The following is a 12,330-nucleotide window of genomic DNA, read 5'->3' as shown; positions in this document are numbered from 1 at the left end:
CGGGAGACTGCACCCGGCCACGAGTGAAAGAGGACGCACGGTGACTCCCGCGGAGAAGAACTGGGCCGGCAATGTCACGTTCGGGGCGAGGCGACTGTGCGTACCCCGCTCGGAGGCCGAGCTGCGCGAGACGGTGGCAGCCTCCGGCGCGGTGCGCGCCCTGGGTACCCGGCACTCCTTCAACGCCGTCGCCGACACCGCGGGGGACCTCGTGTCGGTGGCCGGCCTGCCCCGCGTGGTCGAGATCGACCCGGCGGCGGGTGCGGTGACGGTGAGCGCGGGGCTGCGCTTCGGCGAGTTCGCCGGCGAGCTGAACGAGGGCGGCTTCGCCCTGCACAACCTGGGTTCGCTCCCGCACATCTCGGTGGCCGGCGCCTGCGCGACCGGAACCCATGGTTCGGGTGTCGGGAACCGGTCGCTCGCGGGAGCCGTCCGGGCACTGGACATGGTCACGGCGGACGGCGGGACCGTCTCGCTGCGGCGCGGCGACGCGGACTTCCCCGGAGCGGTCGTCTCCATGGGCGCGCTGGGTGTGGTGACCCGGCTGACGCTCGACGTGGTCCCCGCCTTCGACATCCAGCAGTGGGTCTACGAGGACCTTCCCGAGTCCCGGCTGACCGGCGGTTTCGACGAGGTGCTGTCGGCCGCGTACAGCGTCAGCGTCTTCACCGACTGGCGCCCCGGACCGGTCGGCCAGGTCTGGCTCAAGCAGCGGGTGGGGAGCGAGGGCGTCCGGCAGGCTCCCGGCGAGTGGCTGGGCGCACGGCTCGCCGACGGTCCGCGCCATCCGATCGCAGGTGTGCCGGCCGGTAACTGCACCCGGCAGCAGGGCGCCGCCGGAGCCTGGCACCGGAGGCTGCCGCACTTCCGGCTGGAGTTCACCCCCAGCAACGGGGACGAGCTGCAGTCGGAGTACTTCGTGGCACGGCAGGACGCCGCGGCTGCCTACGAGGCGGTGGGCAGGCTCCGGGACCGGATCGCCCCGCTGCTGCAGATCTCCGAGATCCGTACCGTCGCCGGTGACGACCTGTGGCTGAGCCCGGCCTCCGGCAGGGACTCGGTGGCCTTCCACTTCACCTGGATACCGGACACCGCGGCGGTGGCGCCGGTCCTGCGGGAGATCGAGGAGGCGCTGGCGCCGTTCGGCGCGCGGCCGCACTGGGGCAAGGTGTTCACCACCACTCCCGACGTCCTGCGCACGCTGTACGGGGAGTACGCGGACTTCGAGAAGCTGATGGCCCGCCACGACCCGGCCGGCACCTTCCGCAACGCCTTCCTGGACCGGCACTTCCCGGGGTGATCCCCGGCCGGGGTCAGCGGCCCTCGCGCTCGTCCCTCGCCCTGGACGGCCAGGCGGCAGCCGACCTGCCCGGCGCGAGGTGGTCCACCACATCGGCCAGTTCCTCGCAGGCGCGCTCGATCCGGCGGCGCACGTTCTGCTGCTCCGCGACGACGGCGGCCAGCAGCAGCGAGGTCAGTGCCACGGCCCCGTTGAGGACCGTGAGGTTGATCATCACCTCGACCATGCCGTGGCCGGCGAACGGACCCACCTGCTCCGTCCCCGCGACCACCGCGAGGACCGACACCAGCAGGGCGCACGGCGCGCTGCCCGCCAGCTGGAACCGCAGCGCCGCCCAGATGAGGATCGGGAACACCAGATAGAGCATCGACAGCGGACCCCGGGTGGCCAGCAGCGAACCCGCCACCGCGACGATCAGCAGCGCACTGGCCTCGATCCACCGGTCGTTCAACCGGGGCATCCGCAACTTGCGCAGCACGACGAGCACCAGCGGAGTGACCACGAGTACTCCCATGGCGTCCCCGGCCCACCACGCCACCCAGACCGTCCCGAAACCGCTCGCGGGCAGTTTGCCGTCCACCGCCAGCATGGCGCTGCCGACGGTCGCGCTGACGGCCATCCCGGCCAGCGCGCCCAGGAAGACGAGCATGACACCGTCGCGCAGCCGGTCCAGCTCCGCGCGGAAGCCGGCCATGCGCAGTATCAGGCAGGCGCAGACGGGTGCGAGCGTGTTGCCCGCCACCAGGGCGGCCGTCGACGGCGTCACCTCGCCGCTGAGCGTGGCGATGACGAGCAGCGAGCCGATGGCGATCCCGGGCCAGATGCGCAGGCCCAGGATCAGCAGGCACCCCAGGGCGATCCCGGTCGGCGGCCAGAGCGGTGTGACCACCGCGCCGTGCACGGTCACCTGCCTCAGAAGCCCCAGGCCTCCGGCCAGGTAGTAGGCGGCGGCGACTGCCAGGATGCGCAGGAGTGCCACCGCCCTGCGCCGGTACTCCTCGCTGCGGATCACGGTTCTCATCAGACACCGGCCCCGGCTGGAGGTGGCTGCGTGACACGCACCGGTCCGGATCGCGGTGTCATCCAGGGGCGGCGGGAAACGCGTCGTGACGCAGGACGAGCACCGCGGCGTCGTCCTCGTGCCCGGTACGCTCAGCCGCTCCCAGGATCGCGTCGGCCAGCTCGTCCGCGTCGTCGCAGACCCGGGAGCGCACCAGGCGGACCACCGAGTCCAGCCCCTCGTCGATGGAGTAGGACGGCCCCTCGATCACTCCGTCGGTGAGCAGTACGAAGGCCCCGGCCGTCGTGAGGCGCCGGGTGGTGACCGGGTACTCCTCGCCGGTCTGGATGCCGAGCGGCAGACCGCCCTCGTCCTCGGTGGTGCCCGACTGTCCGTCCGCCGTGGCCCACACCGCGGCGACATGACCCGCTCGGGCACTCTGGAGCTCCCGGGTGAGCGGGTCCATCCGGACGAAGGTGCAGGTGGCGAGCAGACCGGAGTCCACGGACAGCAGCAGGTCATTGGTCCGCCGCACCACTTCGCCCGGATCGGACGCGGTGACGGCCAGGGCGCGCATCGCGATCCGGATCTGGCCCATGAAGGCGGCCGCCTCGACGTCGTGTCCCTGTACGTCCCCGATGGCGAAGGCGAGTGAACCGTCCGGGAGCCGGAAACCGTCGTACCAGTCGCCCCCGATGTCCAGACCGCTGCGCGCGGGCGTGTAACGGGCGGCGGTCTGCAGACCAGGCAGGTCGGGCAGGGACGAGGGGAGCATCTCCCGCTGAAGGGCCTCGGCGAGCTCCACCCGCGCCTGATGCAGCTCCACCTCGCGGCGTGCCCGGGAGGTGAGGTGCTGGAGCGTGGTCAGCAGTTCCTCGGCACTGGCCGATCGGGGAGGACGACGCCGGTTCATGGGCCGCTCCCCAGTGCGTGTGGTGGCGAGCCGCACCACAGGGTCGGTCGTGGCGGGACGATCCGGGAGGTCAAAGCTTCCGATCCGGTACGTGCCGCATGCCGGCTGCTCCGGACGCGGCTTCCCTCATCCTATTTCGGTGCGGTGATCCGCGCAGTCCGAGCCGTCCCCGGCGGCCGGAACGCGCGGAGCGTCCCGGTTGGGTGGATGCTGGGAGTGAGCCCGTGTGGCGGCGTCGCATGGCGGCCGGCGCGGGCCGGGAGGTGTGCGATGAACCGGACCTTGGAGTGGACGGTCCACGTCGATCTGTCCGCGCAGGACGGCGCGACGAAGGCGGAGGCGGTGCTCGACACCGGCACGGCGAAACTCACCGGTCACGGGGTCGCCCGCTGTAGTCCGCGGGACCCGGACGTTCCCACCATCGGTGACGAACTCGCGGCGAGCCGCGCGATGCGCGATGTGGCGGCCCAGCTGATGAGCGTGGCCGACCGCGAACTCGGAGAGGCCGGCGCGGGGCCCGCGGACGGGCCGCTGCCGCCGCCGTACGCCTGGTCGGACGCGACGGCCTGAGCCTGCCGCACGGCAGCCGTGTCATGGCCCGTGCCCGCCGGAGGGGCCGTCGCACGCCAGCCGTGTCACGGCTCGTGCCCGCCGGAGGGGCCGTAGCGTGACCGGGAGGAGACCGGTTCACGCGAACGAGAGACCCCCGGGTGGCGTCATGTGCTGGAGCGCGAACGCCGATCTGGTCGCCGGCACCGCCGTCGCGGTGATCGGCGCGGCCTGTGTCCTCAGGACGCGCCGGGCCCGGGACCTGCCGCTCGCCGCGCTCCCGCTGCTGCTGGGCGCCCACCAGATCATCGAGTCCGCGGTGTGGCGCGCCGACGGCGGCACCGGCCCGGCGACCGTGGCCTGGGCCGTCATCGCGCTGCCCCTGCTGGCGCTGTGGGTGCCGGTGGGCGTCCTGTGCGCGGCGCCGCCGAACGCCCGGCGTCGGCTGCTGGTGCCGCTGGCGGCCGGAGCCGCGACGTCCGCCGCTCTCGGTTACGGCCTGGCCGTCCGGCCCGTGACCGCGCACATCAGGGGGCACACCCTCGGCTATGTGCTCGACCTGCCGCGTCCGGGGCTGGTCGTCGCGGGCTACCTCCTGGCCACCGTCGGATCGCTGCTGCTCTCCGGCGACCGGTGGCTGCGGGGTCTCGGGGCGCTGGCCGCGACCGGGGCCGCGGTCTGCGCCGCCCTGTGGCGGCTGGAGTTCGTCTCGACCTGGTGCGCGTTCGCCGCCGTGTGCTCGGTGGTCCTGCTCGGCTGGTCCGGGAGGCGCCCCGCCGATGCGGCCGCACCGGCCGCGCCATGAAGGGCGGGGGACACGTCCGCGCCTGGGGCCCCCGCAACGGCCCGAACCTTGATCCACTGCTCGCCCCGCCACTCGGCCACTCGCTTCGCCCGGTGTTCGAGTGAACCTCCGTACGTCCTTTCCCGGGGTAACGGAACGGGTGTTCAGGTCCGGCGGTGCGGCGGCTGTTACAGACTCCGGGCCCGGATCCGAGGGGTCCGCGCGGGCCCGCGCCGGCGGGGGCACCGGGGCGCCGACCCCGTCAACCCGGCGCCGTACGGCTGGATGCGGCGGACAGGGATCGGCAGGTACCCGGAGGGTTCGGTGGATGGCGCCCACAGCCGTGTGTGACGGAAATGTCCGCACTTCGTAACACGTATCAGGGCGGTGTCCACGGAACGGGCAACGGGGCCACAGTGTGCCTTCCCGGCAGCACGCCGGGGCCGAACAACGCCCGGACCGCACAGTCCGGGCCCGCATCCGAGGGGTCTTCATGTCCCGTTCCGCACGGCGGATCACCGCCACCGTTCTCGCTTCCGGCGCACTCCTGGCCGCCGCCGCTCTTCCGGCGACCGCGGACGGCCGCGGCCACGACCACGGCCGGGGCCACAGCAAGCCGGCCCCGCGCTCGGCCGTCGTCCTGGGCAAGATCCAGTACGACAGCCCCGGCCGCGACGACGGCTCGAACCGGAGCCTGAACGGTGAATGGGTCACCGTCACCAACACCGGCCGCGGACCGGTCAACCTGCGCGGCTGGACCCTGAGTGACGAGAGCCACCGCACCTACCGCTTCGATCTCCGTCTGGCCGGCCGCTCCTCGGTGCGCGTGCACACCGGTGCCGGCCGCGACAACAGCCACGATGTCTACCAGGACCTCCGCCGCTACGTCTGGGACAACAGCGACACGGCGACCCTCAAGGACGCACGAGGCCACAAGGTCGACTCGAAGTCCTGGGGCCGCCACCACGGGGGCCGCCGCTGACCGCTGACGGCCGCCCCCCGAACCCGGGGCCGCTGCCGGCTTCCTGACCGCGGCGCACCACGGCCCACCCGGCCGCGGTGCGCCGCACCCGTGTCAACAACCCTCCGGACCGGTGTACTTGACGGCTTCCGGGCCCGTCAGGATCAGCCGTCGGGGGCCGGGATCTCCTGTTCGGTCCACAGGGCCTTGCCGTCGGCGCGGTACCGGGTGCCCCAGTGCGTGGCGAGCTGCGACACGATGAACAGGCCGCGGCCGCCCTCGTCCACGGTGCGCGCGTGGCGCAGGTGGGGCGCCAGCGGGCTGGTGTCGTGGACCTCGCAGGTGAGGGTGCGGTCCAGCAGGAGGCGCAGGTGCAGCGGCGGGGTTCCGTAGCGGACCGCGTTGGTGATCAGCTCGCTCACGATCAGCTCGGTCGCCTCGATCGTCTCCTCGTCGAGGTTCCACCCTTCGAGCCGGTCCCGGACGAGCGTACGGGCGATGGCCGGCGTGGTCCGGTCATGGGCCAGTTCCCAGGTCGCGACCCGTTCGGGCGGAACCACACCGGTCCTGGCGAGGAGCAGCGCGGCGCCGTCGGGACGGGCATCGGGGGGCAGGCTGTAGACGATGGCGTCGCACAGCTGCCGCAGGCGGCGGTCCGGATGGGCGAGCGCGTCCCGCACCCTGGCCACGGACCCGGCGTCCGGCAGCAGCGAACCGGTGAGGAAGGCCAGCACACTGCCTTCGTCGAGCTCGATCGTCGCCGTGGCGAAGGGGGCGCTGTCCCCGGAGAAGAGCGGCGGGCCCTTCGGTACGTCGAGGACGACCGGGCTGCCGTCGGGCGCGACGACGACCGGCGCCGGATGCCCCGCCCGAGCCACGGTGCAGGTCCCGGTGAACGGGTCGTAGACCGCGTACATGCAGGTCGCCGTCAGGGGCTGACTGTGCAGCGAGTCGCCGGGCGGCAGCGACCTGCGCTCCTCCGCCAGCCGGTCGGCCGTCGTGTTGAGCCGGGACAGCAGCTCGTCCGGCTCCAGATCGAGGCCGGCCAGCGCATGGATGACCGTGCGCAGCTGCCCCATGGTGATGGCCGTCTGCAGCCCGTGCCCCTCGACATCGCCGATGATCAGCGCGGTACGCGCACCGGACAGCCCGATGGTGTCGAACCAGCAGCCGCTGTTGCGCCCCGGAAGCAGCACATGCGCGGTCTCGACGGCGATCCGGGCCCCTTCGCGCTGGGGGAGCAGCCGGCGCTGGACGGTCGACGCGATCACGTGGTCGCGCTCGTAGCGCCACGCGTTCTCGATGCTCAGCGCGGCATGGGCGGCCGCCGTCAGGGCGAGGGCGAGGTCGTTCTCGTCGTACGGCTCGACACCACGGAACCGGTAGAGACTCACCAGTCCGAGCACGGCGCCGTGAAGCTTCATCGGGACCACGATCAGGGAGTGGGCCCCGGACACCTCGACCAGCCGCGCGCTGTCCGGATCCGCGGCCAGCCACGGGGTGTCCGGGCCGAGCGCGGACAGCCGGGGGCGCAGATCCGTGACGGCGAGCGCGAACGGCGTACGGCCGGGCAGCCGCCGCATGTCCCCGGCCATGCCGTCGCCGCCGGGCCCCCGGTGCGCCGCGCGGCGCACCGGCACATCGGGTCCCAGCGGACTGAGCGGAGGGGACGAACCACGCAGGACCTCGTCCACCACCTCGACCACGGCGAAGCCGGCGAACCGCGGCACCAGCGCCGCGACCAGGCCCTCGCAGGTCGCCGCCACATCGAGGGAGTGGCCGACCTCCCTGCGCACGGCCGTCAGGCAGTCCTCCCGTGCGCGCGCCTTCTCCCGTTCGTTGACGTCGATGACCGCCGCCAGCACCCCGAGGGGCCGCCCCCCGGGGTCGTCCAGCCGGTGGAGGGTGACCCGCAGGCTGTGGCTGGGACCGGGCGCCTGGGCGAGCCGCCCCCGGATGACCCGGTCGAGCACGGGCATGCCGCTCTCCAGCACCTGGTGCAGCAGCCGTTCCGCCTCGTCCGGGTCATCGAGCCGGTACGCCTCGGTGAAGTGCAGTCCCACGAGCTGCTCGGCGTCGACCGCGTCGGACAGGGTGTTGACGCGCTCGACCCGCAGCTCCGTGTCCAGGACGTGCAGGCCCACCGCGGACTGGTGGAACAGGGCGTCCAGGAGCGCCGTCGCCATGACATCGCCCGTGGTCGTCCCTGGGACCGCTCCACCGGCGTCCGACACGTCGCACCCCCATCGGGCTCCGCCACCCCAGCGAATCGGCAGCTTTCGGGACAGCCTGCGTACGCGCCGCCCCGCCCGCCACCGAGCAGCGCCGAACGGGTGAGGTCACCTTCACCCGGCGCTGGACCTTCGACAACGGCACCAAGGCCACCCCCGCGATCTCGGGCGACCTGTTCGGTGACTGGCGCGAGGAAGTGGTCTGGCCGACCACCGACAACACCGCGCTACGGATCTACTCCACGCCGTACGAGACCGGCACGAAGATCACCGCACTGCTCCACGACACCACCTACCGCACGGCTCTGGCCTGGCAGAACACCGCGTACAACCAGCCGCCGCACCCGAGCTTCCACATCGGCGCCGGGATGGCGACGGCGCCGCGGCCGAAGGTGTCGACTCCCTAGACGCTTTCGCGATGGCGCCGGTCATCTGAGCCCCGCAGCCCGAGCGGGCGGGCGGCGGGGCCTCGGCGTCCTACGGACAGGTCTCCTCGTACTTCACCGCAGTCAGCTCGACCGGCCGGCCGTTGAGGGAAGTCCCCGGGCTCGGGGACTGGGTACACACCTGCCAGTTGCTCTCCAGCAGCACCATGCGGTCCTGGCCGGCATCGGTCACGGTGATCGACGTACCTGAGTCGAGTGCGCCACGGGCAGCCTTCACGGATTTGCCCGACAGGTTCGGCATCTTGCCGCCCTCGACCTCCGGCTTCTTCTGGTCCTTCGCCGGGCAGCTCTCATCGAGCTTCACAGCCCCGAAGTCGAGCTTCGTGTCCGCGGGGATCGTCTTACCGGCCGCGTAGTTCTGCGAGCACACCTTCCAGTTACGGTCGAACGCCTGCATCCGATCCCGGCCGGCACTGTCGTGAGACTTCAGGAGGTAGAACCCGTCGGCCTGCGCCTTGTCCTGCGCGGACTGGAGGCCCATGCCGATGAAGTTCGCGACCGTCTTGCGTTCGACGGGCTTGTCATCCTCGGCCGCAGGCGTAGGGGTGGAAGCGGCAGCGGTCGACGCCGGAGTGGCGGGCTGACTCGTAGTGTCCGGGTCGCAGCCAACCAGAGTGACGGTGGCCAGACAGCCGAGGGCGGCGGCAAGTGCGCGGGTGTTCAAGTTGTCCCCCAAGGGTGGTTCGTGGAGGCATGACCGTAGCGGTGCGATATGCGGCAGGAGGGCATGATGTTCCGGTGGTGATGGAGTTGTAATCAAAGGGTGGGGGAGTAGTGGTGTCCGTCGGCGGCAGGGTGGGGCGTCATCAGCCCAACACGCCTGTTCTGCAAGCGGAGCGGGGCCAGACGAACGGATCGATCATGTTCAAGATCCCCGACCGTGTCGCAGATCTCCATGGCGACCAGGCCACCGTTCGGCCGGTGACCGCGACGACGCCTGTGCCGCACGTGAGCGGCCGAAGGTGTCGACTCCCTGACAGGGCGGAAGGGCCCCGTCCCCGGCGTCGGTCCGCCGGGGACGCGGCCCTTCCGCTCGTACCGCGTCAGGCGTCCAGGGCCGCCGAGACGACGGCCTTGGCCTCCTCCTGGACCCGGCCCAGGTGGTCGGCGCCGAGGAAGGACTCGGCGTAGATCTTGTAGACGTCCTCGGTGCCCGAGGGCCGGGCGGCGAACCAGGCGTTCTCCGTCGTCACCTTGATACCGCCGATCGCCTCCCCGTTGCCCGGCGCCGAGGTGAGCACGGCCGTGACCGGTTCACCGGCGAGGGTGTCGGCGCTGACCTGCTCGGGGGAGAGCCGCGCCAGCACCGCCTTCTGCTCGCGGTCCGCCGGGGCGTCGATCCTGGCGTACGCCGGCTCACCGAACCGCGAGGTCAGCGCGGCGTAGCGCTCGGACGGCGAATCGCCCGTCACCGCGAGGATCTCGGAGGCGAGCAGCGCGAGAAGGATGCCGTCCTTGTCCGTCGTCCAGACCGATCCGTCCCGGCGCAGGAAGGAGGCCCCGGCCGACTCCTCGCCGCCGAACCCGAGCGACCCGTCGGCCAGGCCGTCCACGAACCACTTGAACCCGACCGGAACCTCGACCAGTTCCCGGCCGATATCGGCGGCGACCCGGTCGATCATTCCGGACGACACCAGCGTCTTGCCGACGCCCGCCCCGGTGGGCCACCGGTCCCGGTGCGTGTACAGGTAGTCGATGGCGACGGCGAGGTAGTGGTTCGGGTTCATCAGGCCCGCGTCGGGGGTGACGATGCCGTGCCGGTCCGCGTCGGCGTCGTTGCCGGTGGCGATGTCGTAGCGGTCGCGACGGCCGATCAGTGAGGCCATCGCGTACGGCGACGAGCAGTCCATCCGGATCTTGCCGTCCCAGTCCAGCGTCATGAACCGCCAGGTGGGGTCGGTGAGCGGATTGACCACGGTCAGGTCGAGCCGGTGCTGTTCGGCGATGCGGCCCCAGTACGCGACCGACGCCCCGCCCAGCGGGTCGGCGCCGATCCGTACGCCGGCCTCTCGCACGGCGTCGAGGTCGAGCACGGAGGGAAGGTCCGCCACGTAGCTGCCCAGGAAGTCGTACGTTCCGGTCGACGCCGCCGCCAGCGCGCGGACGCGGGTCATCCGGCGCACGTCCTTGAGACCGCCCGCGATGATCTCGTTGGCCCGGTCCTGGATCCAGCCGGTCGCCCCGGACCCGGCCGGACCGCCGTTCGGCGGGTTGTACTTGAACCCGCCGTCGCCGGGCGGGTTGTGGGACGGGGTGACCACCACACCGTCGGCGAGATGCGACGTACGGCCGCGGTTGTACGTGAGGACGGCGTGCGAGACCGCGGGCGTCGGGGTGTAGCCGTCGGCCGAGTCGATGAGCACGGCCACGTCGTTCGCCGCGAACACTTCGAGGGCGGTGACCCGCGCGGGCTCCGACAGCGCGTGGGTGTCGGCCCCGAGGAAGAGCGGCCCGTCCGTGCCCTGCCGGGCCCGGTACTCGCTGATGGCCTGGCTCGTCGCGGCGATGTGGTCCTCGTTGAACGCGGTGGCCGTGGATGACCCCCGGTGCCCCGAGGTGCCGAACGCCACGCGCTGCCCGGCCTCGGCCGGATCGGGGTGCAGCGTGTAGTACGCCGTCACCAGCCGTGCCACATCGGTCAGGTCCTCGGGGCGCGCCTGCTGTCCGGCTCGTGTGTGCGGCATCTGCCACTCCTCCGTATCGGTCGGTCGTTGCGATCTGCCCGCCGGGTCATTTTCACCGGTCGCCGTCGTGGGCGGGCGGCCGCCCCGCCGTGCGGACGGCGACCGCCGCCGCGTATCCGGCGGGGACCGCGACATCGGTGACGGTCCAGCCCGGCGGGCCCGGCTGCGGACGGGGGCCGGTGCCCATGTGGTCGTGCGCGAGGCCGCCGGCCAGGCCGATCCCCTTGCCCTTCAGGTACGCCTCCTTGCGGGTCCAGGCCCGCAGGAACGCGGCCGGCCGCTGTACCTCGGGCAGCTCCGCCAGTTCCCGGCGCTCCGCCGGATGCAGCTGGTCCCCGATCTCCGACACGGTCCTGGCCTTGGGGGTGCGCTCCACGTCCACCCCCACCGGCTCGTCCGCGAACGCCAGCAGCGCGACGCCCCGGGTGTGCGAGAGGGAGAAGTGCACACCGCCACCGGTCGCGGGACGGCCGTGCGGCTTGCCGCAGGACGGGCACGGTTCCCGCGTCAGGCGCACGGCGCCGGGGGCGATGCCCAGCCGGGCCCCCAGCAGCATCCGCAGCGCCACGTGCGAGGCGACGAAGCAGAGGCGGTCGGCCTCGACGACCAGACTCCCGGCCCGCCCGAGCTCCTCCGCGTCGAGGATCCCCGGGGCGAGCCGCTGCGCCCGCTCGCCCTCCCGCTGCGCGTCCACGATCCACAGCGCGGGGCTGCCGGGGGCCCAGGAGGGCGGTGGGCCCCGGTAGCCGGTCTCGGTGAGTGCGAACTCGTCGGGCTGGTACACCGTTACGTCTTCCCTCGGCCGGAGCGGTTGCCGTGAGCGGTCGTCAACGGCGGAGCGGTCGCTCATATTCTATGGAGATCCGGGCCGGTGGAGACGTACGTTCGATCACAGGTGGACAGGTCACCGTGGCGCATGAGGTGCGGCGGGCTTTTCGGCCACCGTCCTTCGAACAGGAGACACCGGATGGCTTCGGACAACCGCCCGCAACTCGGCACCGTACGGCTGCGGGACGCCCGCGCCGACGATGCGGGCCCCCTCACCCGGCTCCTCCTCGCCTCCCGGGCCGCCGCCATGCCGTACCTGCCCAGAGTGCACAGCGACGAGGCCACGCTCGGCTGGATGACCCACGTCGTGCTGCCCGACACGGATGTCTGGGTGGCCGAACTCCACGAGGAGGGAGGCGGGGCTGAGATCGTCGGCTTCGTCTCGGTCGACGGCGAGGAGCTCGAACAGCTCTATCTCAGCCCCGGTGCACAACGCCGGGGCATCGGGACCCTGCTGCTGGCGAAGGCCAGGGAGCACAGTCCCGGGGGGCTCGCCCTCTATGCCTTCCAGCGCAATGCCGGTGCCCGCGCCTTCTACGAGCGGCACGGCTTCACCGCGGTCGGGTTCAACGACGGCAGCCGCAACGAGGAGGGGGAGCCGGACGTCAGATACCGCTGGGCCCCGTCCGGGTGA

The 12,330-nt window shown here is 72.3% G+C and carries 11 protein-coding genes and 1 pseudogene; 6 read left to right on the top strand and 6 right to left on the bottom strand.

The genetic code is table 11. The annotated features are described in order from the left end of the window. Window positions 1–40 precede the first annotated feature (40 nt). Window positions 41–1,300 carry an FAD-binding protein gene (locus ACZ6S6_RS23835; RefSeq protein ID WP_469706855.1) on the top strand — a complete coding sequence of 420 codons (1,260 nt, stop codon included), beginning with the start codon at window positions 41–43 and terminating at the stop codon, window positions 1,298–1,300. A 13-nt stretch (window positions 1,301–1,313) separates the two neighbouring features. Here ACZ6S6_RS23835 and ACZ6S6_RS23830 read toward each other — a convergent pair whose 3' ends face one another. Both ACZ6S6_RS23830 and ACZ6S6_RS23825 read right to left on the bottom strand, forming a co-directional pair. Beyond that, window positions 1,314–2,312, bottom strand: coding sequence for an MASE1 domain-containing protein (locus ACZ6S6_RS23830; protein WP_362959140.1), 999 nt, complete (start codon window positions 2,310–2,312; stop codon window positions 1,314–1,316). Window positions 2,313–2,379: 67 nt separating this feature from the next. Continuing rightward, window positions 2,380–3,213, bottom strand: a complete 834-nt coding sequence (locus ACZ6S6_RS23825; protein WP_362958947.1) for a PP2C family protein-serine/threonine phosphatase — start codon at window positions 3,211–3,213, stop codon at window positions 2,380–2,382. A gap of 270 nt (window positions 3,214–3,483) precedes the next feature. Here ACZ6S6_RS23825 and ACZ6S6_RS23820 point away from each other — a divergent pair, with 270 nt between their 5' ends. The 3 genes from ACZ6S6_RS23820 (at window position 3,484) to ACZ6S6_RS23810 (ending at window position 5,528) form a co-directional block, all read left to right on the top strand. Beyond that, complete coding sequence (locus ACZ6S6_RS23820; RefSeq protein ID WP_362958950.1) at window positions 3,484–3,783, top strand: DUF1876 domain-containing protein; 300 nt, start codon at window positions 3,484–3,486, stop codon at window positions 3,781–3,783. A gap of 148 nt (window positions 3,784–3,931) precedes the next feature. Further along, a complete protein-coding gene (locus ACZ6S6_RS23815) occupies window positions 3,932–4,567 on the top strand; it encodes a DUF6629 family protein (protein WP_469706854.1) in 636 nt (211 codons plus the stop codon). Window positions 4,568–5,039: 472 nt separating this feature from the next. After that, the gene (locus tag ACZ6S6_RS23810) at window positions 5,040–5,528 is read left to right on the top strand and encodes a lamin tail domain-containing protein (protein ID WP_469706853.1); all 489 of its coding nucleotides are present in this window, start codon (window positions 5,040–5,042) and stop codon (window positions 5,526–5,528) included. 143 nt (window positions 5,529–5,671) lie between these two features. Here the strand turns inward: ACZ6S6_RS23810 and ACZ6S6_RS23805 are convergent, their stop codons facing one another. After that, a complete protein-coding gene (locus ACZ6S6_RS23805) occupies window positions 5,672–7,693 on the bottom strand; it encodes a SpoIIE family protein phosphatase (protein WP_469706852.1) in 2,022 nt (673 codons plus the stop codon). A gap of 107 nt (window positions 7,694–7,800) precedes the next feature. On the opposite strand from ACZ6S6_RS23805, the pseudogene ACZ6S6_RS23800 reads away from it, so the two are divergent. After that, a pseudogene (locus tag ACZ6S6_RS23800) lies at window positions 7,801–8,145 on the top strand (rhamnogalacturonan lyase family protein); the annotation flags it as partial. A gap of 70 nt (window positions 8,146–8,215) precedes the next feature. Here the strand turns inward: ACZ6S6_RS23800 and ACZ6S6_RS23795 are convergent. The 3 genes from ACZ6S6_RS23795 to ACZ6S6_RS23785 all read right to left on the bottom strand — a co-directional run bounded on the left by ACZ6S6_RS23795 (window position 8,216) and on the right by ACZ6S6_RS23785 (window position 11,652). Then, the gene (locus tag ACZ6S6_RS23795; RefSeq protein WP_362958964.1) at window positions 8,216–8,860 is read right to left on the bottom strand and encodes a PASTA domain-containing protein; all 645 of its coding nucleotides are present in this window, start codon (window positions 8,858–8,860) and stop codon (window positions 8,216–8,218) included. A gap of 367 nt (window positions 8,861–9,227) precedes the next feature. Further along, the gene (gene pgm, locus ACZ6S6_RS23790) at window positions 9,228–10,868 is read right to left on the bottom strand and encodes a phosphoglucomutase (alpha-D-glucose-1,6-bisphosphate-dependent) (RefSeq protein ID WP_362958967.1); all 1,641 of its coding nucleotides are present in this window, start codon (window positions 10,866–10,868) and stop codon (window positions 9,228–9,230) included. Window positions 10,869–10,920: 52 nt separating this feature from the next. Beyond that, the gene (locus tag ACZ6S6_RS23785) at window positions 10,921–11,652 is read right to left on the bottom strand and encodes a 4'-phosphopantetheinyl transferase family protein (protein ID WP_362958970.1); all 732 of its coding nucleotides are present in this window, start codon (window positions 11,650–11,652) and stop codon (window positions 10,921–10,923) included. A 183-nt stretch (window positions 11,653–11,835) separates the two neighbouring features. Between ACZ6S6_RS23785 and ACZ6S6_RS23780 the strand changes: the two genes are divergently transcribed. Then, complete coding sequence (locus ACZ6S6_RS23780; protein WP_469706851.1) at window positions 11,836–12,330, top strand: GNAT family N-acetyltransferase; 495 nt, start codon at window positions 11,836–11,838, stop codon at window positions 12,328–12,330.

It is taken from the genome of Streptomyces sp. NPDC048671 (genome assembly GCF_055587045.1).
The sequence above is the reverse complement of the archived record's forward strand: the minus strand, read 5'-3'. Positions and strand labels throughout refer to the sequence as shown.